Genomic DNA, 24,594 nt, shown 5'->3' with positions numbered 1-24,594 from the left:
TGACAAAATTGCGACCCCCGCGATGCGAGATGATGAATCCACGCATGGCAGCTCCGCAACCGTGAAAGTTTCAACGATATCAGTGGTTTGAACGGTTTATAGCTTGCCAAGGAGCAGCAGCACGAGCAGCACCACCAGGACGAGGCCGCCGATCCCCATGCCGGAATGACCCATTCCGTAACCGTATCCACCGATGCGGCCCGACAGGCCGCCGACGAGATAAATGATCACCAGGATGATCAGGATGGTCCCAAGCGTCATGGCATCCTCCCTGGCGGCCGCCGCAACGCCATGGCCGGCCGCACCACCAGGTGAGAAAAGCACATCGCGGCGCCGGGTTCCATGACGGAACCCGGCGCCGCGTGAGGTTTATTTGGGCTCGAGCTTCAGCGCTGCGGAATTGATGCAGTAACGCAAGCCCGTCGGCCCCGGGCCGTCGGGAAAGACATGGCCGAGATGGCCGCTGCACTTGGCGCACAGCACCTCGGTGCGGACCATGCCGTGGCTGACGTCCCGCTCCTCGTCGATATGGCCCTCGACGGCGGGCTGGGTGAAGCTCGGCCAGCCGCAGCCGGAATCGAACTTCGCGTCGGACTCGAACAGCTCGTTGCCGCAGCCGGCACAGGTATAGATGCCGGCGCGGTGGTCGTGTTCATATTCGCCGGAGAAGGGACGCTCGGTCGCCTTCTCGCGCAGCACCGCGTATTGCATCGGCGACAACTCGCTGCGCCATTGCTCTTCGCTCTTGATGACCTTGTCGTCCGTGGTTTTCGTCTTGGTGTCGGGCATGGGTCTCCCGTTTTTCGATGATCTTGTTTTCAGTGATCTTGTTCAGTGATCTCGCGATCAGTTGGTGGCCTTGCTGGCGCTCACCAGCGTCGGCTTCTCGATATAGTTATCCGCGAACAGCTTTTTCAGGTTCTCGACCTTCGGAAGGTCGTTGTAGGCGATATAGGGCTGGTTCGGGTGCAGCGTCAGATAATCCTGGTGATAGGCCTCCGCCGCATAGAAAGCCTCCAGCGCGCCGACCTTGGTCACGATCGGCTTGCTGAAGACCTTGGCGCCGTTGAGCTGGGCGATATAGGCCTCGGCCACCTTCTCCTGCTCGTCGGAAGTGGTGAAGATCGCCGAGCGATATTGCGTCCCGCTGTCGGGGCCCTGCCGGTTGAGCTGGGTCGGGTCGTGCGCCACCGAGAAGTAGATCTGGAGGATCTTGCCGTAGGAGATCTTCTTGGGGTCGTATTTGATCTCGACGGATTCCGCGTGGCCGGTCCGGCCGCTCGATACGGTCTGGTAGTCGGCCGTCGCCTTGGTCCCGCCGGCGTAGCCGGAGACCGCGTTGACGACGCCTGCGGTGTGCTGGAACACGCCCTGCACGCCCCAGAAGCAGCCGCCGGCGATCACGGCGGTCTGGATCCCGCTAGCGGGCGCCGCATCAACCGCGGGAGCGGGGATCACGACCGCATCCTCTGCGGCCCGGGTCGGCGCGGCAAAAGCCAGCGTCAGGGCGGTGGTTGCGGCGAGCAGGGACAGGATGGCGGGTCGGCGCATGGCAATCCTCTTTCGGAAGGTCTGACAGTCTAGGGCGATTGGGGCCGGGCGAACAGCCTGCCCGGCAATTTCGGATAGTCCAGATACGGGCGGACCGGGCGATTGTTACGGCCGGACGGACACGAGTCTGTGAAACGCGCCGCCTGGAAGAGCCGGCTTGGCGAGGACCGGAACTCCGCGCTAGATGAACCGGTGCGATCGGTGATCGACCTAAAGAATGATGGCTGGAGCTGACCTGACAACATGCTGCGCGTCGTATCCCTGACCCTCGTCCCCGTGCTCGCCATCCTGGCCGGCTGGAGTTCGATCGCGGCGGCCGATCCGAAACCCGGCGACGACCTCGCCATCTGTCGCGACCGCCAGGCGGATGCGCAGGCGAGGGCGCAGGCCTGCGACAATTTACTCAACGCCGACCGGCTCACCGGCAAGGACAAGGCCATCGCGCTCTCCGTGCGCGGCAATACGCTGATCAACAAGCGCGACTACGTCCACGCGATCGAGACCTTGTCCATGGCCGTGGACCTCGATCCCGACAACGTCGTCACGCTCAATTTGCGCGGCCTCGCCTATGAGCGGACGGGCCAGGACGACCTTGCGATGGCGGACTACAACCTCGCGCTCCAGAAGCGTCCGACCTACGGTGTCCCCTACAACAACCGCGGCATCATCCAGGTGCGCCGGGGGGCGCTGCAAAGCGCGCTCGACGATTTCAACCTGTCGATCAAATACGCGCCCAAGTTTCTGCTCGGCTACACCAACCGCGCCCGCGTGCGCACGCTGATGCAGGATTTTGATGGCGCGCTCGCCGATTTCGCGGAGGCCGAGAAGATCGAACCGGCCGCGCCGCAGATCACCAGCAATCGTTGCATCACCTACGGCATGATGGGCAAGTTCGACCAGGCCTTCGCCGATTGCAACGGCCTGATCGAGAAGCAGCCGAAAAACGTGTACGCGATCAACAATCGCGCCGACGTCAACATGCTGAAAGGCGATCTCGAGGCCGCGCTGAAGGACTACAACATTGCGATCCAGATCAACCCGAACAATGTGCGGGCGCATTCGGGGCGCGGCCAGATCTACGAGCGCAAGGAGGATCTCGCCCAGGCCCGTGCCGACTATCGCGCGGCGGCCTATTCGCTGACGAAGTTCGACGAGTTCGATGTCGCGCGCGCCCGCGCCATTGCGCAGGAGCGATTAGCCGCGCTGACCCCGCAGCCGTCGGCCGGATCCACGGGACGCCGCGTGGCGCTGGTGATCGGCAACGGCGCCTACAAGAACGTCCACGCCTTGCCCAATCCGCCACGCGACTCGAAGATGATCGCAAGCGTGCTGCGCGATGTCGGCTTCCAGACCGTGATATCCGTCAGCGACCTGACCCGCGACAAGTTCTTCGAAGCGTTGCAGACGTTTGCGGCCGAGGCGGAAAAGGCGGATTGGGCGGTGGTCTATTACGCCGGCCACGGTTTCGAGATCGGCGGCGTCAATTACCTCGTTCCCGTCGATGCCAAGCTTGCCGCCGACAGGGACGCCGAGACCCAGGCGGTCGCGCTGGAGCAGGTGATCGCGGCGGTGGGCGCCGCGCGAAAAGTGCGTCTGGTGATGCTGGATGCCTGCCGCGACAATCCGTTCGCGCCGACCATGCAGCGCACGCTGTCGCTGAAGCTGGTGGACAAGGGCTTTTCCAACATCGAGCCCGGCGCCGGCTTCATGGTGGTCTATGCCGCCAAGCACGGCGAGACCGCGATGGACGGCGACGGCGGCGCCGACAGCCCGTTCGCCACCGCGCTCGCCCGCGAGATCAAGGTGCCGCGCGTCGAGATCCGAAAGCTGTTCGACATCGTCCGCGACGACGTCTGGCTTGTGACCAAGCACGTGCAGCAGCCGTTTTCGTACGGCTCGCCGCCGGGAAGAGAGGATTTTTATTTCGTCGCGGGGAAGTGAACGCCGCGCTCGAATTTGTAGCCCGCATGAGCGTAGCGACATGCGGGTCCGTCTGTCCCGGATATCGCTTCGCTCATCCGGGCTACGGCAGCCACGGCAGCCTCACACCACAATGCTCAGCCGCTTCGCAGCCCGCGTGATGCCCGTGTACAGCCACCTCGCGCGACTCTCCTGAAACGCAAAACTCTCGTCGAACAGCACGACGTCGTCCCATTGCGAGCCCTGCGACTTGTGCACGGTCAGCACATAGCCGTAGTCGAACTCGTCATAGGGCTTGCGCTGCTCCCAGGCGATCGCCTCGACGCCGCCCTCGAAGCAATCGGCGCGCACCGAGACCTTGGTCACCTTGTGGCCGAGATCCTCGTCCGGCGACAGCCTCATGCTGAGAATGCGGGATTTCGAACGCGAGGTGTTGCGCGACTTCACGCGCCACAGCCCGCCGTTGAACAGGCCTTTCTTGCGGTTGTTGCGCAGGCAGACCAGCTTGTCGCCGGCGACGGGGAAGACGTCCTCGATGTTCTGGCGCTGGCGCACCCGCATATTGTACGCGCGCCGCGTGTTGTTGCGGCCGACCAGCACCTGGTCGGCGGCCATGACGCGATCAGGATCGAGCTCCTTGCGCGACACCACCTCGCTCTCGCCGTAGCGGCCGATGTCGAGCTCGCGGCCCTCGCGGACGTCCATCGACATCCGCACGATCGGGTCGTCCTGGGCCTGGCGGTGTACCTCGGTCAGCATCGCGTCCGGCTCGGTATTGGTGAAGAAGCCGCCGCCCTGGATCGGGGGCAGCTGCGCCGGATCGCCCAGCACCAGCAGCGGGCAGTCGAACGACATCAGGTCGCGGCCCAATTCGGCATCGACCATCGAACATTCGTCGATCACGATCAGCTTGGCCTTGGAGGCCGGAGCGTCGTCCCACAGCTCGAAGCTGGGTTGTTCCTCGCCGGATTCTCGGGTGCGGTAGATCAGCGAGTGGATGGTGGAGGCTTCGTCGCAGCCCTTGTTGCGCATGACCAGCGCCGCCTTGCCGGTGAAGGCGGCGAACTTCACCTCGCCGTCGACGCCGTCGGCGATGTGCCGCGCCAGCGTGGTCTTGCCGGTGCCGGCATAGCCGAACAGGCGGAACACCGGCGGCGTGCCGTTGCGGCCGGGTTTGGCCTTGAGCCAGTCGCCAACGGCCTTGAGCGCGGCATCCTGATGCGGGGTGAATGTGGCCATGTCTGTCTTGAGGAGGGGGCGAAACGGAGCGATTCGCCAGCCCCAAAACTAACCATTCGCACCGCCGGTTCAAGCCGGGCGGGGCCTCCTACTGCCAGCCGGGAACGCCGCGCATGTCGGGCAGATGATGGGCGATGCCCTTGTGGCAGTCGATGCAGGTCTTTTCCTTGGTGAACAGGAAGCGTTGGTGGGCGACCGAGGCCCGCGGCGACTGCTTGGTGATGTCCATGGAATCGGCGCTGTGGCAGTTGCGGCATTCCAGCGAGTCGTTGGACTTGAAGCGCGCCCATTCATGCGCCGCCAGCTCGAGCCGGTGATCTTGGAATTTCTCGCGGGTGTCGATCGTTCCGAAGAGTTTGCCCCAGACCTCCTTGGAGGCCTGCATCTTGCGGGCGATCTTGTCGGTCCAGTTGTGCGGCACGTGGCAATCCGGACAGGTCGCGCGCACGCCGGAGCGGTTGGCGAAGTGGATGGTCGACTTCAGCTCGGCATAGACGTTGTCCTTCATCTCGTGACAGCCGGTGCAGAATTTTTCGGTGTTGGTCAATTCCAGCGCGGTGTTGAAGCCGCCCCAGAAGATCACGCCGGCCATGAAGCCCGCCAGCACCAGCACGCCGAGCCCGAACACCGAGCTCGGACGGATCAGGACCTGCCAGAGCTCGAGCGCAAAGTCCCAGCTTCGCGCGACGAAGCTGCGTTTGGCCTTCATTCCCTCGTCGGGCTCATCGGCGGTCGTCGTCATCGGCGGCCACCGGGGCTTGCACGCGACAGCAGCGTGTCGATGTCGGTGAAGTCGTTGCTGACGGGCGGATTGGCGGTGTTCTGCGGCACGTGGCATTCCGTGCAGAAGAAGCGGCGCGGCGAGATCGAAGCCAGGAACTGGCCGTCGCGATCCATGAAGTGGGTGATCGAGACCATCGGCGCCTGCGATTCCGCGATGCGCGCCCGCGCATGGCAGGACAGGCACTTGTTGCCGTTGAGGTCGATCTGATAGCCGTCGATCGTATGCGGAATGACAGGGGGCTGCTCCGGATAGTTGCGCACTTCCCTTTCGGAGGTGTTGCGGTTCGGCAGCATCGGCGGCGCCGGACCTTCGTCGTTGAGCGGGGTCGGGCCGCGCAGGCCTGAGGTCACCGTCTGCGCGGTCAGCGAACTCGCGCCGGCCGCGATCGCGACTGCGAGCAGCGCTACTCCAAATCGTTTCATCATGACACGTTCACCCGCTCGATGCGCACGGCGCACTTCTTGTAGTCGGTTTGCAGCGAGATCGGATCGGTGGCGTCCAGCGTCACCTTGTTGATCAGCTTGGACTCGTCGAACCACGGCACGAAGACGAGGCCACGCGGCGGCCGGTCGCGGCCGCGGGTCTCGACGCGGACGCGGATGAAGCCGCGGCGGGAGACCACCTTCACCTCGTCGCCGCGGCGGATCTTCGCCTCCTGCGCGTCGTCGGGATGCATGAAGCACACGGCCTCGGGGAAGGCCTTGTAGAGCTCGGGCACCCGGCGCGTCATGGTGCCGGAATGCCAGTGCTCCAGCACGCGGCCGGTCGAAAGCCAGTAGGGATATTCGTTGTCTGGCGATTCCGCCGCCGGCTCGTAAGGCAGGGCGAAGATGCGCGCCTTGCCGTCCGGATAGCCGTAGAACTGCACGTCGGTGCCCTGCTTGACATAGGGATCGCTGCCTTCGCGGAAACGCCATTTTGTTTCCTGGCCGTTGACGACGGGCCAGCGCAGGCCGCGTTCGCGGTGATAGGTGTCGAACGGCGCGAGGTCGTGGCCATGGCCGCGGCCGAAGGTGGCGTATTCCTCGAACAGGCCCTTGTGGACGTAGAAGCCGAACGCCTTGGACTCGTCGTTGAGGTAGCCCTGCTCGATGTCGGAGACCGGAAACTTGTCGACCTGGCCGTTCTTGTAGAGCACGTCGAACAGCGTCTTGCCGCGCACGTCCGGCTTCTTGGCGATCAGCTCCTCCGGCCACACTTCCTCGATCTTGAAGCGCTTTGAGAATTCCATGAGCTGCCAGAGATCGGACTTCGACTCGCCCGGGGCAGCCACGAGCTGATGCCAGAACTGCGTACGCCGCTCGGCATTGCCGTAGGCGCCTTCCTTCTCCACCCACATCGCGGTCGGCAGGATCAAATCGGCGGCGAGCGCTGTCACCGACGGATAGGCGTCCGAGACCACGATGAAATTGTCGGGGTTGCGGAAGCCCGGATAGGTCTCCTCGTTGGCGTTGGGACCAGCCTGCAGGTTGTTGTTGACCTGCACCCAATAGGCGTTGATCAGGCCGTCCTTCAGCATCCGGCTTTGCAATACGGCATGCGCGCCGGGCTTGTCGGGAATGGTGCCTTCGGGCACCTGCCAGATGTGCTCGGTCTTGGTGCGGTGTTCCTTGTTGGTGACCACCATGTCCGCAGGCAGGCGGTGCGAGAAGGTGCCGACTTCGCGCGCGGTGCCGCAGGCCGAGGGCTGGCCGGTCAGCGAGAACGGGCTGTTGCCGGGCGAGGAGATCTTTCCGGTCAACAGATGGATGTTGTAGACGAGGTTGTTGCACCAGACGCCGCGGGTGTGCTGGTTGAATCCCATGGTCCAGAACGAGACCACCTTGGTCTTGGGGTCGGCATAGAGCTCGGCCAGCGCCTCCAGCCGGTTGAGCGGCACGCCCGACATCTCGGCCGCCTTCTCCAGCGTGTACTCCGAGACGAACTTGACGTACTCGTCGTAGCTCATCTCGGTGGAATCGTTGGCCTTCGCCGCGCCCGTCGCCTTCTTCTGCAGCGGATGCTCGGGCCTCAAGCCGTAGCCGATGTCGGTCTGGCCGCGCCTGAAGATGGTATGCGCGGCAACGAAGTCCTTGTTGACCCGGCCGGTCTTGATGATGTGGTTGGCGATGGCGTTGAGGATGTAGAGGTCGGTCTGCGGCTTGAAGATCATGCCGATGTCGGCGAGGTCGAACGAGCGGTGCTCGAAGGTCGAGAGCACGGCGACGCGAACATGCGGTGCGGACAGCCGGCGATCGGCGAGGCGCGTCCACAGGATCGGATGCATCTCCGCCATGTTGGAGCCCCACAGCACGAAGGCGTCGGTGGCCTCGATGTCGTCATAGCAGCCGGCCGGCTCGTCGATGCCGAAGGTGCGCATCATGCCGGCCACGGCGGAGGCCATGCAGTGGCGTGCATTGGGGTCGATGTTGTTGGTGCGGAAGCCGGCCTTGAACAGCTTCACGGCCGCATAGCCCTCCCAGACCGTCCACTGGCCGGAGCCGAACATGGCGACGCCGTTCGGCCCGCGCTTCTTGATCGCCTCCTTCCACTTCACCTCCATGATGTCGAAGGCTTCGGTCCAGGTAACAGGCGTGAATTCGCCGTTCTTGTCGTATTTGCCGCCCGTCTTGCGCAGCATCGGCTGTGTCAGGCGGTCGTGGCCGTACATGATCTTGGAGAGGAAGTAGCCCTTGACGCAGTTGAGGCCGCGATTGACCTCGGCCTTGATGTCGCCGTGGGTGGCGACAACGCGATTGTTCTTGGTCGCGACCATCACCGAGCAGCCGGTACCGCAGAAGCGGCAGGCGGCCTTGTCCCATTTCAATTCGGCGACGTCGCGCTCGGCGACGAGGTTTGCGGCGAGCGTCGGTGCCGGCATGCCCGCAGCGGCGGCCGCAATGGCGGCGGCCTCGAGCTTCAGCATCTGGCGGCGGTCGAGCTTTGGCGATGTCATGACGACTCTCCCGGCCTTAAGCCGTTTCGATGGCGTGAAAGACCAGGGCCGCGGAATAGACGTCGGGCAGCGACTGGATGGTGTTGAGCAGGGTGCCGAGGCTGCCGGCATCAGGCGCCTCGGTCACGACGATGAGCTTTCCTCGCGCATCGCGGCCGTGAATCTCGCAGCCGGCAAGGGCGGTGATCGCGGCTTCCAGCTGGTCCAGACGCTCGGGGCGGGCCTGCACGATGATGCTGGCAATTTCGCAACCGGGTGGCGCGACGATGCGGTCGGCGCTGAGCACCCGGCCGGTGATCAAGGCGCGGCGGTTGAGTTTGGATTCGGCCATGATGCCTGTCTTTCGCTTCGAGGAATCAATGCGGGGAGGGCGGTGGGCCGGGAGGGCCGGCGAACATCTGGTAGATCCAGACGCCGAGCCCGTAGGAGCCGACCGTTCCGACCGCGAGGACGGGCATCACGATCGCGGTCAGGAACAGGAAAGCGAAAATCTCCATGCGCTTACGGCGCACGCGCGAAGTCGCGTCGTCGGGGGCCGACATATTCGGTCTCGTCTGAAAATGTGGGGATTGGGACGGCATCCGGGCCGTTGCCTTGCCGCACTTTAGATGCAGCAGGGCCACTGACGCCTTGATCTGGATCAACCTGTCAATTTGCGGCGGTCGCTGTGGCCTTAGCCAGCCGCAAGTTTGGGTTGTACCCGTGCGAAGGCGATGCGACAATTTGGCATCGAACGGGGATACGAGCTGTGACCGCGACAGGGCTGACGGCGATCGATCTCGGACTTCGCGGCGCGGCGAGCGGCGTGTTCCTGTTGATCGTTCTCGTGGCCTTGCTGCGTCGTGCGACCGGCCAACAGGCTTTTCTGGGCATCGCGATGTGCGCAGGCGGCATATTCTATGCGATCGCGACGGCGCCCAACCTGCCCAAAACGGCTTGGTGGTGGGTGTTGCCGATCCTGTCCGCGCAGCCTGCGGTGTTCTGGCTGTGGGCGCGCGCGGCGTTCGACGACGATTTCGTGCTGAGGCGTTGGCACGGCGCCCTGTGGCTGAGCATCGTGGCTTTCGGATTTGCGATCACGCTGGGCTGGGCGAACTGGCCCGCTTTGGCCGGCGCAGGCGGGCGAGTCCTGGCTCTGGCCACCCTGGTGCTGGCCCTCGCTGCCGCGGTTCAGACGGTCAAGACCTGGCGAGCCGATCTGGTCGCGCGGCGACGCCGACTGCGGCTGGCGATGCTTGCGATCAATGTCGTGCTCATCGCGACCGTCGCCGTCGCCGGCTTCGCCGCAATTCCCGTCGCGGTTCCCGGCGCGCCCGGCAGTCTCCCGACCGCGCTCGGGCTGTTCATCGTGGCCATGCTTGCCGCCATCGGCCTGTTCAGCGCGCCGGCGATGGCCGTCGATGACGCCACGGCCGCGATCGCATCTGGCGAGGCGGGGAGGCAAGCCCCGGCCGCCGATCGCGCCGCCGCGGGGCAGGCCGTCGTCGACCCGATCCTGCTCCGGCGTCTCGACCATCTGATGACGGTCGAGCGAACCTACCGCCAGGAAGGCCTTGCGATCGGAGCGCTCGCGGCGCGGCTCGACGTTCCCGAGCATCGGCTGCGCCAAGCGATCAATGAAGGGCTGGGCTATCGCAACTTCAATGCGTTCCTCAACCGCTACCGTATCGAGGACGCCAGGCTGGCGCTGTCCGACTCGACGCAGCGGGAGGTCCCGGTGCTGACCATCGCCATGGATGCGGGCTTCCAGTCGATCGGACCTTTCAATCGCGCGTTCAAGGCCGAAACCGGCATGACCCCGACCGAATTCCGGCGCGAGGCGCTGAGCCGGCCCGACAGCGCTGAACTCAGCCAGCCGCGCCGCGAAATCGGCTAGCCGATTTTTGGATCAGGCGAGAACGCCGCGCCCCGATTGGGCAGACTGTCCGGCAGATCCTCTCGCCAGCCGAATGAGCCCACCCATGTCACCTTCGACCGCCGCCACCCCTGCATCGGAACGGCTGCACGCTCTTGATGCACTCAGGGGCGGCGCCCTGCTGCTCGGCATCGTCCTGCACGCGGCCATGTCGTTCGTGCCCGCCACGCCCCGGTTCTGGTTCATCCAGGACACCCATCCAAGCCTGCTCCTGGGCCTGCTGACCTTCACCATCCACGTCTTCCGGATGACGACCTTCTTCCTGATGGCGGGTTTCTTCGCCCGCATGAGCTTTCATCGCCGGGGCGTCAGGGGCTTCGTCCGCGACAGGCTCCTGAGAATCGGGCTGCCGCTCGTGATCGGTTGGCCGATCCTGTTCACGCCCATGTACTTCATCGCGATCTGGGCGTCTCATTTCCCGAACGGCGGCTGGTCCCGCAGCTGGCCACCGGTGCTGCCGAATTTCCCCCTGACCCATCTCTGGTTCATCTATGTGCTGCTGGAGCTTTATGTCGCCGTTCTGCTGCTGCGCGGCGCATTTGTCTGGCTAGATGCGTCAGGCGGGTGGCGAGTGGTAATTGACCGCGTCTTCGCCGGGATCATGAAAAGTCCGCTGGCCCCCCTTGTTCTGGCGATCCCGATCGGCGTCGCCTTCTGTCTCGATCAACGCTGGATCAATGTGATGGGCGTGAGGACGCCGGATCAATCGCTCATCACCAACGCGCAGGCCTGGATCGGCTTCGGCACCGCCTTCGCGATCGGCTGGCTGCTGCATCGGCAGATCGATCTGCTGCGGCTGATTGAGCGGCGCTGGCTCCCGCATCTTCTGCTCGCAATCACTCTGATCCTGATCAGTTTCGTGCTGGTTGGGGCGATGACGTCCGCGCCGGGTGCACCGAAACTGCCTTTCGGCTTTGCCACGCTCCGGCTTGTCTCCGTGATCCTGTATGCGCCGGCGATATGGATTTCGACCTTCGCGGTCATCGGCCTCGCCCTCCGCTTCATGTCGGGCTTCAGCCCGACCTGGCGCTACCTCGCCGACGCCTCCTACTGGCTCTATCTGATCCACCTGCCGATCGTGATGGCGCTGCAGGTCGCGCTGTCGCAGCTCGACTGGCCCGGGCTGATCAAGTTCGCGATCATTCTCGTCGTCGCGCTTCCTTCGATGCTGGCGAGCTATCATCTGCTGGTGCGCTTCACCTTCATCGGCACGGTGCTGAATGGCCGCCGCGCTGAGAAGCGTGTTCTCCCGCAAGGCGGAATTGCGACTGCGTAGACAGCGCCGCCCCGCGCATTAAGATGCCCGCAACAAAAATAAGCGGGAGAGGCGTCATGAAGTTCGGCATCTTCTATGAGCTGCAACTGCCACGTCCGTGGGTGGCCGGCGACGAGCTCAGCCTCTACCAGAACGCGCTCTCGCAGATGGAACTGGCCGACGGGCTCGGCTACGATCACGCCTGGGTCGTCGAGCATCACTTCCTCGAAGAATACTCGCACTCGCCGTCGCCGGAATCGTTTCTCGCGGCCGCGAGCCAGCGCACCAAGAACATCCGGCTCGGCCACGGCATCCTCCAGCTCACCACCAACCACCCGGCACGTGTCGCCGAGCGCGTCGCGGTGCTCGATCTGCTCTCCAACGGCCGTTGCGAATTCGGCATGGGCGAGAGCGCCTCCATCACCGAGCTCACGCCGTTCGGCCGCGACATGGAGACCAAGAAAGAGGTGTTCGAGGAAGCCGTCGCCGCGATCTTCCCGATGTTCAAGGACGCGGGAAGCGAGCACCACGGCAAATATTTCGACATCCCCTTGCGCAATGTCGTTCCGAAGCCGGTGCAAAAACCGCATCCGCCCTTGTGGATGGCCTGCTCGCAATTACAGACCATCGAACGCGCGGGACGGCACGGCTTTGGCGCGCTCGGTTTCCAGTTCGTCAGCGCGGATGCCGCGCATGCCTGGGTGCACGCCTATTACAACGCCATGACCAAGCGGCTCACCAAGCTCGCCGACTACGAGATCAACCCGAACATGGCGCTGGTGTCGTTCTTCATGTGCGCGAAGACGGACGAGGAGGCCCGCGCCCGGGCCGACGGCGCCACCTTCTTCCAGTTCGCGTTGCGCTTCTACGGCGCCTCGCAGAACCGCCAGCGTCCGGCGCCCTACACCGTCAACATGTGGGACGAGTACAACAAGTGGAAGCGCGACAACCCGGAAGCGCAGGAGGCGGCGCTGCGCGGGGGCCTGATCGGCTCGCCAGAGACGATCCGAAGGAAGCTGAAGCGCTTCCAGGGCTCGCACATCGACCAGGTCATCCTCCTGAACCAGGCGGGCAAGAACAGCCACGAGCACATCTGCGAATCGCTGGAGCTGTTCGGCCGCGAGGTGATGCCGGAATTCCAGAACGATCCCGCGCAGGCCGCCTGGAAGCAGGGCGTCATGAGCGGCGAGATCAAGCTCGAGGAGATCGACACCGAGGCCTTCACCGACCGCTACGGCAAGCTCGCCGTCAGCGTCTCGCCGGCCAAGGCGGCGGCGGGGTAGGGTCTTTCACCGCCGCGGCCGGCTGACTTTATTTGGATTCCGTTTTCGTCTGGACGTTCTGGACGGCTCCGTCCACCGGCGTCCACTGCACCCGGCCATCCAACGCGGAGAGGTTTAGACCACCGCCGGTCCCGAAGAGAACCATGTGCCCCGAACTGGCGGAGTCCACAGCGAGCGTCGCGCGGGGAAGTTTTGCAGCATTGTACATCGTCAAGGACGCATCCTGATGATCATTCAGGGACAGCACCGCCCGATGACCTTGCTCCGTATCGAGGAGCGACACCGAAGGTGCACCATCCTGGCGAAGCCCGATGCTGAGACGCACCTTCTCGCGGCTATCGAAGAGCGAGATATGCGGCGTTCCGTCGGAAGTGGACGAGATCAAGGCGACAATTTTTCCGGTGCCATTGCGCAAGGCTATTGTTTCCACAGAGAGGCTTTTGGTCTTGACCGCATCGGCGTTTACGGTCGCATGCCATTGCGACGAAATGATCGCCGCAGCCGCCATGATCGTAGCCCCTAGAACGCTCCATCTCATTGCCTTCAGCGATCGGTCCTGCCGCTGGATATGCGATGCCAGATTTTCAAGTGTGGGTTCGACCTTGAGCATGGCTTCGCCTCTGCCTTCGAGTAAGTTTGAAATCCGAGCATGCACTGCTGGTGCGAATTCTGCTAACCCAGCAGGGAATGCCGGCAATACACCGTCGAGACAGTCAGCTCAGCGGCCGCCCGGGAGGTAGTTACGCTTGCAGCTTTCGATATTCTTGTTTCGGTTCGGGTAGTCGGCACCGAAGGCCCCCACGTATTTGAGGCAATCCATGTATGGCTTGTTTCCCATCCATCCGTATTGCGAGCCGAAGCCTGCTGCAGCAGGTGAATAATGTGCGGATCCGAGCAGAGAGCCGAGTCCGACGAGGGCGGCGAAGACAGCGAAGCGAGCGGCTTTCATGTGAGGTCCTCCTGTTTTGGGTGGCGGGTTGCGGCCACGATGCAGAGTGCCGCAACTGCTTTGAACCTTCAGTGACCCATATCACGGGGCCCCCAAGATCAATCCATCGCGAGCGCTGATCAAAGGCGTGGTTTGCGGGGTCCGGGTGGAGGATGTCAAAGAGCCGACGATGCGAGAGATCCGCTACCTGGACAAGCTGATCGATGAGCTGGCCAAGGGAAAAGCAATGGACAAGATTTTGCGGAAAAGTGCCGCCTGAGGCGCCAGCCCTGGTCAGCCTGGCTTGGCGACCTTGCGGCGGATATCCGACGACACCCGCCTTCCGCCGCGCGGCCATTGCTGATAAATTTCATCAAAAGGCGATAGGGAGAAAACGATGCGCCCTCACGGGACGCCCGCAAATCCGGCGGCTGGCTATGTCACACCCGCGGTGCTCGCCATCGGTCGCCCGGATTTCCCTGATATCCTGATCGATACACTGCGCCGGCAGGCCGGGGTCGGCCATTGCATGGTGTTCGCCCTGAGCCGCGCGGGCGCCGCACACTGCCTGCTCGATGCCGGCAACATCCCGATCGGCGGCGATCTGGGCGCGGCCTATGCCGGGCAGTTCCACCAATCCGATCCCAACCGCGATGCGCTGTTCGAAGGCGAGGGCCGCGCGCCGCTCGTGCTGCCGGCCTTCGCGCCGCGCATGTACGGCGCGCGCTACCGAAAAATGTTCTTTGTGGATTCCGGCATCGTCGACAAATGCGCGACCGCGATCTGGGTCGACGATACCTGCTTCTACGTCAATTTCTATCGCATCGCTGTCCAGGGCCGCTTCAGCGACGCCCAGCGCGCGCGACTTCAGGCCATCGCACCGGCCATCAGTGCGAGCGTAGCACGCCATTTCCAGCACAGCTCGTCGGCGACGACTGAGCAATCTCTCGCCGCGCTCTTCGCGACGCGCGCGCCGCTCGCCAGCCTCACCCCGCGTGAGCAGGACGTTTGCCGGCGCATCCTCTCCGGCTTCAGCTCCGAGGCGATCTCGCAGGCGCTCGGCATCAGCCTGCATTCGACCCTGACGTACCGCAAGCGCGCCTATGAACGGCTCGGCATCTCCTCGCAAAGCGAGCTGTTTGCAATCGTGCTGCGCCTGCTCGCCGGCCCGCGCGGCCTGAACTGAAGCTGTCCCAATCGCTGGGGACAGACGGCGCCTCCTGAAGCCGCTAGCCTTGGCGGTGAACAGCAATGGAGCGAAGCTTGAGCACGGCGCCGCGCATCGACATCGACCCGGCCGCATTCTGGGCCGACCCCTATCCGATGCTCGCCAAGATGCGCAAGGAGGCGCCGATCGCGTTCGTGCCGCAGCTCGGCTCGACGCTGCTGACGAGCCGCGACGATATCTCCATCTCCGAGAAGCAGATCGACGTGTTCTCCTCGCACCAGCCCGCGGGCCTGATGAACCGGCTGATGGGCCACAACATGATGCGCAAGGACGGCGAAGCGCACCAGGTCGAGCGCCGCGCGATGTTTCCAACGGTGTCGCCGAAGACGGTGAAGGCGCATTGGGCCGCGCTGTTCCAGGCCCATGCCGATCGCATCATCGACGCGATCGAGCCCGGACGTATCGATTTCATGCGCGACTTCGCGTTGCCGTTCTCCGGCGAATGCCTGAAATCGATTACCGGCCTCACCAATATCGGCTTTGCGGATATGGACGCCTGGTCACAGGGCATGATCGAGGGCATCGCCAATTACAGCGGCGACGCAGCCGTCGAGGCGCGCTGCCATGCGGCAACGTCGGGAATCGATGCCGCCATCGACGACATCCTGCCGGTGATGCGCAAGCATCCCGACCAGAGCATCCTCGGCGTGCTCCTCGCCTCGGGCATGGCGATGGAGAGCGTGCGCGCCAATGTCAAACTCGCGATATCAGGCGGCCAGAACGAGCCGCGCAAGGCGATCGCCGGCACGGTTTGGGCGCTGCTGACCCATCCCGACCAGCTCGATCTCGTGCGCCAGGGCGAGGTGACCTGGCTCCAGGCCTTCGAGGAATATGCCCGCTGGATCTCGCCGATCGGCATGTCGCCGCGACGCATCGCAAAGCCGTGGACCATCCGCGACGTCGTGTTCGAAACTGATGAGCGCGTATTCCTCATGTTCGGCTCCGCCAATCGCGACGAGAAGCACTTTGAGCGCGCCGACCAGTTCGACGTGCGGCGTGATACGGCCAAGAGCGTCGCATTCGGCGCCGGTCCGCATTTCTGCGCCGGCGCCTGGGCCTCGCGTGCCATGATTGCCGACGTCGCACTGCCGACCTTGTTCGCCCGTGCCAGCCGGCTCGAGATCGCCGACGACGAACCGGTGCGGGTCGGCGGCTGGGCGTTCCGCGGGCTGCAAAATCTGCCCGTGAGGTGGCTGCATTAGCCCGGCAAGGACCGGTCCATCCGCAACGCCGCCATGATGCCATCCTGCTCCTGTTTTGCCCGACGAGTCAAGTTGATTTCGGATAAGCGTAAGTCATTGTTTTCCCACGCCCCGGCTACTGTGCATGGGGTTGTTTTCGCGATTTTTTAATCTCTCGGTCGGGTCGCGGGCCTCGAAGGCTCGATCCTGAGCCACCTTTTGTCGGCGGACGATCGTACCTAGATAGAGAGGGACCCCCGCTTGGGGACGATGCCATGAATGTAGTGCCCCGCGATCTCATGACCGAAAATGCCGTCTCGCCTGCTGATTTCCGCGGCGCCATGCGCCATCTCACCGGCGGGGTCAGTGTCATCACCGCCGGACGGGGCAAGGACATCACCGGCATGACGGTCACCTCGGTCAGCTCGTTCTCGGTCGATCCGCCGACGCTGATCGTCAGCATCAACCGCGACGCCTCCTCCTTCCCGCTGATCCGCCGCCACGGTGCCTTCGGCGTGAACATCCTCGCGGCCGATCAGCTCGACATCGCCGAGCGCTTTGCCGGCAAGGGCGGGCTCAAGGGCGCCGATCGTTTCGCGGGCGCCAGATGGGTGACCGCGGTCTCGGGTGTTCCGCTGCTGGTTGGCGCATTGTCGGCCGTCGATTGCGAAGTCGAGGAGATCATCGAGCGCCATTCGCATGGGATCATCATCGGGCGGGTGCGAGACGTCAGGAATTCGACCCGCAACGCAGCGCTGGCCTATTGGCACGGTCAGTATGTGGCGGTGGATCAGGACGAAGACGCGGTCAGGCTTGCGGACGTCAGCGTTCCCACCCACGTCCGCCGCGGCATTTGATCGCCGCCGGCCACAGACCGTCCAGGCTGGCCTTTTCGCCCTCATCGCTCTAGAAGCGCTGCCTGAGCCTCCCGCCGGGACAGCAATGGAGCGCAATGATGAAACGCGTCGCGACCTGGGCCTTCTACGCGGTCGGCGCGATTGCGATCGCCTATCTCGCGCTCTACGCCTATGCGATGTTCAGCGGCCATCCGATCGTGCCGGGCGACCCCATCCAGATCTTTCGCAGGCCGGATGCGCCGAGCTATTCGTAACGGCTCTCTCCTCGTCATGGCCGGGCTTGACCCGGCCATCCACGCGCAGCCGCCATTCCCGAGAGACGTGGATGCCCGGGACAAGCCCGGGCATGACGGCAGAGTGCGTGACGACTACCCCCGCAAGATCGCCAGCGCCAGCGCCTGCGCGCGCGGCACGATGCTGTCGAGCTCGAGATATTCCTCCGGCGTGTGCGCGAGCCCGCCGACCGGGCCGAGGCCACAGATGGTCGGCGTTCCCACCGCGGCGGTGAAGCCGGAATCGGCGCAGCCGCCGGAGAACTCGCCTTCGAGCGTGGTGAGACCGGCCTGCTTTGCTGCGGCCTGATAATTCTCGAACAGTGCCTTTGAATCGGCGCTCTGCACCACCGGCACGAACTCGCCCTTGACCGTCAGCGTTGCGCTGGTGCCGGGCACGTAGGACGTCGCGATGATGGTCTCGATCGCGGCCATCACCCTCGCGCGATCCGCCGGATCGACATAACGCAGGTCGATCTGCCCTTCCGCGTAAGGCGCCGTGGTGTTGACGGACTGCCCGCCCGAGACGAGGCCGACATTGAGCGTAATGCCCTTGTCGAGATCGGTCAGCGCGTGGATATGCACGATCTTGTGCGCGAGCTCGCCGATCGCGCTGACGCCGGCGGCGAAATTGGCGCCGGAATGCGCGGCTTTGCCGGTGATGGCGACATGCATGAAGATGCCGCCCTTGCGTCCCGTGACGATATTGCCGGTCGGGCGGCCCGGCTCGGAGTTGAACACGGCGCGCGCGGCGCGTCCTTCGCGCTCGATCACCGGCCGCGAGGAGGGCGAACCGATCTCCTCGTCCGAGGTGATCAGCAGCTTGATCGGGTGCGGGTTGCCGCCGAATTTGTGGAAGGCGGTTGCCACGAATATGTTCATGACGACGCCGGACTTCATGTCGGCAACACCGGGACCATAGGCGCGCTTGTCTTGAATCGTGAACGGACGCCGTCCGGCCTCGCCCTTGCCGAACACGGTGTCGCGATGTCCCATCAACAGCACCGGCTTCTCGTTGCTGCCGGGCTTTGCCACCTCGGCGTGGATCGCATCGCCGAAAGTAGCGTGGCTTTCGCGCCGGAACGGAATGCCGTGCTCGGCGAAATGCCGCTCGAACCGCGCCCCGACCGCATCGACGCCTTCCTTGTCATAGGATCCGGAATCGATGTTCACGACATCGCGCAGCAGGTCGATCATCGCCTGCCGCTGCGTCGCCAGCCAATCCGTGATTTGAGCTTGAGACATTTTACCCTCACGTGGTCCTCGGTGGCGCTTATAGGGCCTGGCGCTGTCGCGACCTAGTCGGAGAACGCGGTGCGGCCATGTCGCAGTCTGCGGGTTTTGATCCACGCTGCCTCCCCAACGTCGTCCTGGCGAAAGCCAGGACCCATACCGCGGAAACTGTCGAGGGAGGGCGGTAGGAGTACCGAATGACGAATCTTCGCCAAACTCCTCCTTGGAGTAACGGGTCCTGGCTTTCGCCAGGACGACATCGAGAGTCTGGAGGCTGTCTGCACTTCACCAACAAAAATGCCCGGGACGAGCCCGGGCATTCGCATTCTCTCAATCAGGGTAGAGCGTCTACGCCCCCACCATCGGCATGCGTGGATATTCGCCCGGCGTGCCGGCTGGCGTAATCGGAATGCCGCCGTCGGAATATTCGTTGAGCTTGTTGCGGAGCGTGCGGATCGAGATGCCCAGGATATTGGCGGCATGGGTCCGGTTGCCGAGGCAGTGCTTCAGCGTCTCCAGGATCAGGTCGCGCTCGACGTCGGCGACGGTGCGGCCGACCAGCGCCCGCGTCACCTGCTCGGCGGCCATGGTGGCATGCGCCACGGCCGGCGCGGTCTTGGCGAGGTCGAGGCGGTCGCCGTCGGGCGTGAGGATCGCATCGGCACCGATCTCGTCGCCCTGCGCCATCAGGACCGACCGGTGCATGGTGTTTTCGAGTTCGCGGACGTTGCCCTGCCAGCGGTTGGTGGAGAGCACGCGCCGCGCTTCCGCCGAGATCGGGCGCATCGGCACGCCGTTGGCTTCGGCGTATTTCTTCACGAAGTGCTGGGCGAGCTCGAGAATGTCGAGGGGACGCTCGCGCAGGGGCGGGATCTTCAGATTCACGACGTTGAGCCGGAACAACAGGTCCTCGCGGAACGTGCCTTCGCGCACCGCGTCCACCAGGTTGCGGTTCGAAGTCGCGATGATGCGGATGTCCACCGGGACGGGCTTGGTGCCGCCGACACGGTCGATCACGCGCTCCTGGATGGCGCGGAGCAGTTTCGATTGCAGGCGGACGTCCATCTCCGAGATTTCGTCGAGCAGCAACGTGCCGCCGGTTGCCTCCTCGAACTTGCCGATGCGGCGGGCGATCGCGCCGGTGAAGGCGCCCTTCTCGTGGCCGAACAGCTCGGACTCCAGCAGATGCTCGGGGATCGCAGCGCAGTTGATTGAGATGAACGGACGCTTGGCGCGGGCCGAGCGGGTGTGGACGTAGCGAGCCAGCACTTCCTTGCCTGTCCCGGATTCGCCGGTGATCATCACCGAAGCGTCCGAGCCCGCGATCTGCTGCGCGAGCTTGATCACCTTGGCCATCGCCTCGTCGCGATAGACCAGCTCGCGGGAATCGTTGGCGACGGCAGCCAGCACCGCCGCGATCAGCTCCGGGTCCGGCGGCAGCGGGATGTATTCCTTGGCGCCGGCGTGGATCGCGGCAACCGCGGCGCGGGCGTCGTTGGTGATGCCGCAGGCGACGATCGGCGCGTGGATGTGCTCGGCCTCGAGCCGCATCACGAGATCGCGGATGTCGAGGGCGACGTCGACCAGCAGCAGGTCGGCACCCTTGCCGCCGCGCAGCACGCGCATCGCCTGATCGTGATCCTCGGCGTGGGTTACGGTGGCGCCGTTCGCCATCGCGATCTTGGTGGCGGTGGTGAGCTGGCCCTTCAATGTGCCAACGATGAGAAGCCGCATGTCAGTCTCCTGTCCGTCTGGTCGCGCTGCCGCGCGTCGTCGCTTTAGGCGCGTTCAGTCTTGATGATTTCGGTCATGGTCACGCCGAGCTTGTCCTCGACCAGGACGACTTCGCCGCGGGCAACCAGCTTGTTGTTGACGTAGATGTCGATGGCCTCGCCGACGCGCCGGTCAAGCTCGAGCACGGTCCCGGGTCCGAGCTTCAACAGCTCGCTGACGTCCATCTTGGAGCGGCCGAGCACGGCCGAAACCTGGACCGGCACGTCGAACACGGCCTCGAGGTCGGCGGCGGCGCGCGTCGCGTATTCGTCCTCGTTGTAGCCGACGTCGGTGCCGGCAGGCGGCATCGGGCCGTTGAGATCGGGCAGCGGGACCTGTCCGTCAGTGTCGCTCATGATTTAACTCCCCCTGCGGGACGCAACGTAGCGTCCCACCATTTCGTCGATCTTGGCCGCGATGGCGGCGCGCTCCAGCACGACGCCGCCATCGGCCCATTCGATCCGGCAGTCGCCGGTGGCAATCTCGGGCTCGGCCAGAATCACCAGCCGGCCTTCGAAGCCGTTCTGCCTGGCCAGCCGCTCGATGTTCTCGCGAGCGGCATCGTAGAGCGCGTCGTTGATGCGGACGACGAGATGCGGCGTCGCGACCAGATGCGAAAAGCAATCCTTGACCAGCGCGACGATCTCGCCGAGCGGCTCGGCGGCGACCAGATCGGCGCACAGCTTGCGCGCCACCGCGACCGCAACGTCGACCGCCTCGGTCTCCATCTTGGATTCGATGTTGCCGATGCCCGAAGCGATGCCCCGGATGGCGATGTTGATCTCTTCCATGGCAAGCGCGACACGGCGGTCGCTCTCGGCCTTGGCCTCGCGCTGGCCTGCGGCGAAGCCGTCCTGATAGGCGCGCGCCTCGGCTTCCGCGACCTTCTGGGCGATCTCGGCCGCGGTTGCGGCCTTCTCGCGCGTCCGGTCGGGCGCCGCGAAGTCGTTGTCGAACAGGAATTTTGCCGGAGCTGCCATCAGTACACCAGCTCGTCGTCGGCGCGGTTCTTGGTCAGCATGATCTCGCCCTTGGCGGCGAGATCCTTGGCCAGGTTGACCAGCAGCGCCTGGGCCTCGTCGACGTCGCGCAAGCGGACCGGACCCATCGCCGCCATGTCGTCCTGGAGCATTTTTGCCGCACGCGAGGACATGTTGCCGAAGAAGAAGTTGCGGACGTCCTCGTTGGCGCTCTTGAGCGCGACGCCGAGCTTGTCCTTGTCGACGTTGCGCATCAGGGTCTGGGCGGAGCCGGAATCCAGCTTCACGAGGTCGTCGAAGGTGAACATCAACGCCTTGATGCGCTCGGCCGATTCGCGATTGTCCTCTTCCAGCGAAGTGATGAAGCGGGTTTCGGTCTGGCGGTCGAAATTGTTGAAGATTTCCGCCATCACCTCGTGGGCGTCGCGTCGGCGGGTCTGCGACAAATTGGACATGAATTCGGTGCGCAGCGTCTTCTCCACGCTCTCGATCACCTCCTTCTGCACCGCCTCCATCTTCAGCATGCGGTTGACGACGTCGAGCGCCAGATCCTCCGGGAAGATGCCGAGCACGCGCGCGGCGTGTTCCGGCTTCAGCTTCGACAGCACGACCGCGATGGTCTGCGGATATTCGTTCTTGAGATAGTTGGCGAGCACCTCTTCCTGCACGTTGGAGAGCTTCTCCCACATGTTACGGCCGGCGGGGCCGCGGATTTCGTCCATGATGCCGTTGACGCGCTCGGGGGCCAGATATTGCTGGAGCAGCCGCTCGGTGGCGTCGAAATTGCCCATCAGCGCGCCGGAGGCCGACATTCGCGAGACGAACTCGAGCAGCATGTCCTCCACGGTGTCGACCTCGACGGTGCCGAGCGTCGACATCTCCAGCGAGAGCTGGCGCACCTCGTCATCGTCGAGCAAGCCCCAGATCTTGCCGCCATATTGCTCCCCGAGCGCCAGCATCAGGATCGCGGCGCGCTTCGGCCCCGGTACTGCTTCGGTCTTGGCGCCCGCGCGGCCGACGGCACGCTGACCGAGCGTGGAGATCACGCTGGTGATGTCGTTGGAATTGGCGTTTTGCAGGGCTGCGGCCATGTCAGATCACTTCTCGATTATTTCGCGGGTTCGGTCAGCCATTGGCGGATGATGGCGACGGTCTCGTTGGGATTGCGCTCGGCGAGTTCGCCGACGCGATGGACGGATTGGGCATGGACCTGGCCCTGGACGGTGGCGACGTCGATCGCGCTCGCAGCGCCACTCGGCAGGAGCGGCTGGCTGGCGGGCGCGGCCTCGTCGCTCGCCGGGCCGGTCAGGGCGCCGGAGATGGCGGCTGCGACTTCGTCGGATGCCAGGATGCGCTTGACCAGCGGCCGGACCACCAGGAACAGCACCACCAGGCCGAGCAGCATCATCACGCCGAGCTCGACGAAGTACATGACGTCGTCCTTGGTGAACTGGAGCATGCCGAGCAAGCCGCTCGGCTCCGCGATTGGGGTGGTGGAGGGGGCGTCGGCAAAGCGCAGATTGACGACCTCGACCTGGTCGCCGCGCTTCTGGTCGAAGCCGATCGCCGAGCGCACCAGCGTGGCGATGCGGTCGAGCTGCTCCTTGGTGCGGTCCTGGTAGGCCAGATCGCCCTTGTCGTTCTTGGAGTAGATGCCGTCGACCAGCACCGCGACCGAGATGCGGTTGACCCGGCCGGCCTCGGTCACCTCGGTCTTGGTGGTGCGGGAGATCTCGTAATTGTTGGTCTCTTCGCTCTTCTTGCTCTGGTCCTTGGCCGCGACGCCGCCGTTCTGCTGGTTGCCCGGCAACTCGTTGTTGACGGTGACCTGGCCGTTGTTGTCGGCGGTCATGCTCTGCTCTTCGCGGGTCTGGCTCGAGCGCAGCACGCGGCCTTCGGGATCGTACTTGTCCGAGGTCTGGGTGATCTTGTTGAAGTCGAAATCGGCGGAGAGCTGAACCCGGGCGCGCCCCGTGCCCACCACGGAGGAGACGATGTCCTCGACCTGCTTGCGCATCCGCTTCTCGAAGGCGGTGCGGCGCTCGTCGCCCATCGCCTGCTCCGGATCGGTCTGGGCGCCGTCGGCGAGCAGCTGCCCGGTCTCGTCGACGATCGAGACCCGCTGCGGCTTCAACCCGTTCACGGCCGAGGCGACGAGGTGGCGGATGGCGCGGATCTGCTGGGCTTCCAGCGCGCCGCGGACCCGCACCACGATCGAGGCCGACGGCTCCGGCGCCTCGCGCGAGAACAGCGGGCGCTCGGGCAACACCAGATGGACGCGGGCGGCCTGGATGCGGTCGATGGCGCGGATGGTGCGGGCGAGCTCGCCCTCCAGTGCGCGGAGATGGTTGATGTTCTGGACGAAAGAGGTGGTGCCGAGCGCATCCGACTTGTCGAACACCTCGTAGCCGACGCCGCCGCCCTTGGGCAGGCCGCCCTCGGCGAGCTTCATCCGCAGGCGGGTGACCTTGTCCTTGGGCACCATGATGATGGTGCCCTCGTTGCGCAGCTCGAACTGGATGCCCTGGCGCTCCAGGTCCTTGATGATGCCCGAGGAGTCCTCGACGCTGAGATCGGTGAACAGCGTCGTCATCTGCGGCGTGGTGACGCGCATGATGACGAACGCGAAAAAGCCGACGAGCGCGGCGGTGACCGCGATCATCGCCCCGAACCGGGCGGCTCCGATACCCTTCAGAAAGTCCGCAAGACCTTGCAAGCAACCGCCCCGACAGATTCGGCTGCTTTCACAGGAAAGGCCGACTGGGCAATTATTGCCTAGGTGATGGTTTCGATATGGTTAACGAAGGTTAAGAGCTGCGACAAAAGTCGCGCCAAAACGAAACATGAAAAAAATCGGCCTCGCAAGGCGAGGCCGATTTTCGTCAAAAGCCGCAGATTTCCGGATTGCCTACTGGCGATATTGTTGGATACGGGTGGTGCGAAGTCCCGCCAGACCATGCTGGTCGATCGAAAACTGCCAGGAGAGGAATTCGTCAACCGTCAGCGTATAACGGCTGCAGGCCTCCTCGAGGGAGAGAAGACCGCCACGGACTGCGGCGACGACCTCGGCCTTGCGGCGGATGACCCAGCGTTTGGTGCCGGGTGCAGGCAGATCCGCAATCGTCAACGGACTACCGTCCGGCCCGATGACGTATTTTACCCTCGGGCGATGGGGTTCTGTCATGGCGTACTCACAAACTCTCAACCACTGAACTCACTCAGGAACCGTACGCCCGCCGGCTTAAAAATCCGCTAAGCCT

The 24,594-nt window shown here is 64.3% G+C and carries 26 protein-coding genes and 1 pseudogene; 9 read left to right on the top strand and 18 right to left on the bottom strand.

The window, feature by feature from the left end; genetic code table 11:
- Window positions 1-96: 96 nt before the first annotated feature.
- The 3 genes from BRA471DRAFT_RS37210 to msrA all read right to left on the bottom strand — a co-directional run bounded on the left by BRA471DRAFT_RS37210 (window position 97) and on the right by msrA (window position 1,551).
- Complete coding sequence (locus tag BRA471DRAFT_RS37210) at window positions 97-261, bottom strand: DUF3309 family protein (RefSeq protein ID WP_007596187.1); 165 nt, start codon at window positions 259-261, stop codon at window positions 97-99.
- A 108-nt stretch (window positions 262-369) separates the two neighbouring features.
- Entirely contained in the window at window positions 370-789 is a 420-nt protein-coding gene (gene msrB, locus BRA471DRAFT_RS29820; RefSeq protein ID WP_007614118.1) for a peptide-methionine (R)-S-oxide reductase MsrB, read from the bottom strand.
- 57 nt (window positions 790-846) lie between these two features.
- A complete protein-coding gene (msrA, locus tag BRA471DRAFT_RS29815) occupies window positions 847-1,551 on the bottom strand; it encodes a peptide-methionine (S)-S-oxide reductase MsrA (protein WP_007614117.1) in 705 nt (234 codons plus the stop codon).
- Between the two features lie 243 nt (window positions 1,552-1,794).
- Here msrA and BRA471DRAFT_RS29810 point away from each other — a divergent pair, with 243 nt between their 5' ends.
- Window positions 1,795-3,492, top strand: a complete 1,698-nt coding sequence (locus BRA471DRAFT_RS29810) for a caspase family protein (protein ID WP_007614116.1) — start codon at window positions 1,795-1,797, stop codon at window positions 3,490-3,492.
- Window positions 3,493-3,594: 102 nt separating this feature from the next.
- On the opposite strand, the gene BRA471DRAFT_RS29805 is transcribed toward BRA471DRAFT_RS29810, so the two are convergent.
- The 6 genes from BRA471DRAFT_RS29805 to napE form a co-directional block, all read right to left on the bottom strand.
- Window positions 3,595-4,710, bottom strand: coding sequence for an ATP-dependent RecD-like DNA helicase (locus BRA471DRAFT_RS29805; RefSeq protein ID WP_007596183.1), 1,116 nt, complete (start codon window positions 4,708-4,710; stop codon window positions 3,595-3,597).
- 88 nt (window positions 4,711-4,798) lie between these two features.
- Window positions 4,799-5,452 carry a NapC/NirT family cytochrome c gene (locus tag BRA471DRAFT_RS29800; RefSeq protein WP_007614115.1) on the bottom strand — a complete coding sequence of 218 codons (654 nt, stop codon included), beginning with the start codon at window positions 5,450-5,452 and terminating at the stop codon, window positions 4,799-4,801.
- The gene (locus BRA471DRAFT_RS29795; RefSeq protein WP_007614113.1) at window positions 5,449-5,919 is read right to left on the bottom strand and encodes a nitrate reductase cytochrome c-type subunit; all 471 of its coding nucleotides are present in this window, start codon (window positions 5,917-5,919) and stop codon (window positions 5,449-5,451) included. The genes BRA471DRAFT_RS29800 and BRA471DRAFT_RS29795 overlap by 4 nt, the downstream gene beginning before the upstream one ends.
- Window positions 5,916-8,429 carry a nitrate reductase catalytic subunit NapA gene (gene napA / locus BRA471DRAFT_RS29790; RefSeq protein WP_007614111.1) on the bottom strand — a complete coding sequence of 838 codons (2,514 nt, stop codon included), beginning with the start codon at window positions 8,427-8,429 and terminating at the stop codon, window positions 5,916-5,918. Before napA ends, BRA471DRAFT_RS29795 begins: the two co-directional genes overlap by 4 nt.
- Before the next feature lie 16 nt (window positions 8,430-8,445).
- A complete protein-coding gene (locus BRA471DRAFT_RS29785; protein ID WP_007614109.1) occupies window positions 8,446-8,760 on the bottom strand; it encodes a chaperone NapD in 315 nt (104 codons plus the stop codon).
- Between the two features lie 25 nt (window positions 8,761-8,785).
- A complete protein-coding gene (napE, locus tag BRA471DRAFT_RS29780) occupies window positions 8,786-8,971 on the bottom strand; it encodes a periplasmic nitrate reductase, NapE protein (RefSeq protein ID WP_007596178.1) in 186 nt (61 codons plus the stop codon).
- A 206-nt stretch (window positions 8,972-9,177) separates the two neighbouring features.
- Between napE and BRA471DRAFT_RS29775 the strand changes: the two genes are divergently transcribed.
- The 3 genes from BRA471DRAFT_RS29775 to BRA471DRAFT_RS29765 all read left to right on the top strand — a co-directional run bounded on the left by BRA471DRAFT_RS29775 (window position 9,178) and on the right by BRA471DRAFT_RS29765 (window position 12,882).
- On the top strand, window positions 9,178-10,305 hold the full coding sequence (locus tag BRA471DRAFT_RS29775; protein WP_007614097.1) for a helix-turn-helix domain-containing protein: 1,128 nt from the start codon (window positions 9,178-9,180) through the stop codon (window positions 10,303-10,305).
- Window positions 10,306-10,390: 85 nt separating this feature from the next.
- Window positions 10,391-11,620: an acyltransferase family protein gene (locus BRA471DRAFT_RS29770; RefSeq protein WP_007614096.1), complete on the top strand. Its 1,230-nt coding sequence runs from the start codon at window positions 10,391-10,393 to the stop codon at window positions 11,618-11,620.
- Window positions 11,621-11,676: 56 nt separating this feature from the next.
- Window positions 11,677-12,882 carry an LLM class flavin-dependent oxidoreductase gene (locus BRA471DRAFT_RS29765; RefSeq protein ID WP_007614095.1) on the top strand — a complete coding sequence of 402 codons (1,206 nt, stop codon included), beginning with the start codon at window positions 11,677-11,679 and terminating at the stop codon, window positions 12,880-12,882.
- 28 nt (window positions 12,883-12,910) lie between these two features.
- On the opposite strand, the gene BRA471DRAFT_RS29760 is transcribed toward BRA471DRAFT_RS29765, so the two are convergent.
- Window positions 12,911-13,492: a hypothetical protein gene (locus BRA471DRAFT_RS29760; protein ID WP_007614093.1), complete on the bottom strand. Its 582-nt coding sequence runs from the start codon at window positions 13,490-13,492 to the stop codon at window positions 12,911-12,913.
- 108 nt (window positions 13,493-13,600) lie between these two features.
- Entirely contained in the window at window positions 13,601-13,831 is a 231-nt protein-coding gene (locus BRA471DRAFT_RS38550) for a hypothetical protein (RefSeq protein WP_007614092.1), read from the bottom strand.
- Window positions 13,832-13,910: 79 nt separating this feature from the next.
- Here BRA471DRAFT_RS38550 and BRA471DRAFT_RS37680 point away from each other — a divergent pair.
- From BRA471DRAFT_RS37680 to BRA471DRAFT_RS38545, 5 genes and pseudogenes are all read left to right on the top strand, one after another.
- Window positions 13,911-14,090, top strand: a pseudogene (locus BRA471DRAFT_RS37680) (DUF2200 family protein); the annotation flags it as partial.
- 117 nt (window positions 14,091-14,207) lie between these two features.
- On the top strand, window positions 14,208-14,996 hold the full coding sequence (locus BRA471DRAFT_RS29750) for a helix-turn-helix transcriptional regulator (protein ID WP_007614091.1): 789 nt from the start codon (window positions 14,208-14,210) through the stop codon (window positions 14,994-14,996).
- Window positions 14,997-15,073: 77 nt separating this feature from the next.
- Window positions 15,074-16,240, top strand: a complete 1,167-nt coding sequence (locus BRA471DRAFT_RS29745; protein ID WP_088931426.1) for a cytochrome P450 — start codon at window positions 15,074-15,076, stop codon at window positions 16,238-16,240.
- Window positions 16,241-16,494: 254 nt separating this feature from the next.
- Window positions 16,495-17,076: a flavin reductase family protein gene (locus BRA471DRAFT_RS29740; protein WP_007614087.1), complete on the top strand. Its 582-nt coding sequence runs from the start codon at window positions 16,495-16,497 to the stop codon at window positions 17,074-17,076.
- Window positions 17,077-17,171: 95 nt separating this feature from the next.
- On the top strand, window positions 17,172-17,330 hold the full coding sequence (locus BRA471DRAFT_RS38545; protein ID WP_156526979.1) for a hypothetical protein: 159 nt from the start codon (window positions 17,172-17,174) through the stop codon (window positions 17,328-17,330).
- A 114-nt stretch (window positions 17,331-17,444) separates the two neighbouring features.
- Here BRA471DRAFT_RS38545 and BRA471DRAFT_RS29730 read toward each other — a convergent pair whose 3' ends face one another.
- The 7 genes from BRA471DRAFT_RS29730 to BRA471DRAFT_RS29700 all read right to left on the bottom strand — a co-directional run bounded on the left by BRA471DRAFT_RS29730 (window position 17,445) and on the right by BRA471DRAFT_RS29700 (window position 24,518).
- Window positions 17,445-18,593 (bottom strand): M20 family metallopeptidase, encoded by a 1,149-nt coding sequence (locus BRA471DRAFT_RS29730; protein ID WP_007614082.1) that lies wholly within the window; start codon window positions 18,591-18,593, stop codon window positions 17,445-17,447.
- A gap of 336 nt (window positions 18,594-18,929) precedes the next feature.
- On the bottom strand, window positions 18,930-20,315 hold the full coding sequence (locus tag BRA471DRAFT_RS29725) for a sigma-54-dependent Fis family transcriptional regulator (protein ID WP_007614080.1): 1,386 nt from the start codon (window positions 20,313-20,315) through the stop codon (window positions 18,930-18,932).
- Between the two features lie 44 nt (window positions 20,316-20,359).
- Window positions 20,360-20,710, bottom strand: coding sequence for a flagellar motor switch protein FliN (fliN, locus tag BRA471DRAFT_RS29720; RefSeq protein WP_007614079.1), 351 nt, complete (start codon window positions 20,708-20,710; stop codon window positions 20,360-20,362).
- A 3-nt stretch (window positions 20,711-20,713) separates the two neighbouring features.
- On the bottom strand, window positions 20,714-21,334 hold the full coding sequence (locus tag BRA471DRAFT_RS29715) for a FliH/SctL family protein (protein WP_007614077.1): 621 nt from the start codon (window positions 21,332-21,334) through the stop codon (window positions 20,714-20,716).
- On the bottom strand, window positions 21,334-22,425 hold the full coding sequence (gene fliG / locus BRA471DRAFT_RS29710; protein ID WP_007614076.1) for a flagellar motor switch protein FliG: 1,092 nt from the start codon (window positions 22,423-22,425) through the stop codon (window positions 21,334-21,336). Before fliG ends, BRA471DRAFT_RS29715 begins: the two co-directional genes overlap by 1 nt.
- Before the next feature lie 17 nt (window positions 22,426-22,442).
- On the bottom strand, window positions 22,443-24,050 hold the full coding sequence (fliF, locus tag BRA471DRAFT_RS29705; protein WP_007614075.1) for a flagellar basal-body MS-ring/collar protein FliF: 1,608 nt from the start codon (window positions 24,048-24,050) through the stop codon (window positions 22,443-22,445).
- Between the two features lie 192 nt (window positions 24,051-24,242).
- The gene (locus tag BRA471DRAFT_RS29700; protein ID WP_002714638.1) at window positions 24,243-24,518 is read right to left on the bottom strand and encodes a DUF1153 domain-containing protein; all 276 of its coding nucleotides are present in this window, start codon (window positions 24,516-24,518) and stop codon (window positions 24,243-24,245) included.
- Window positions 24,519-24,594: the final 76 nt, after the last annotated feature.

The sequence above is a fragment of the Bradyrhizobium sp. WSM471 genome, from assembly GCF_000244915.1.
In the GTDB taxonomy this organism is placed as follows: domain Bacteria; phylum Pseudomonadota; class Alphaproteobacteria; order Rhizobiales; family Xanthobacteraceae; genus Bradyrhizobium.
The sequence above is the reverse complement of the archived record's forward strand: the minus strand, read 5'-3'. Positions and strand labels throughout refer to the sequence as shown.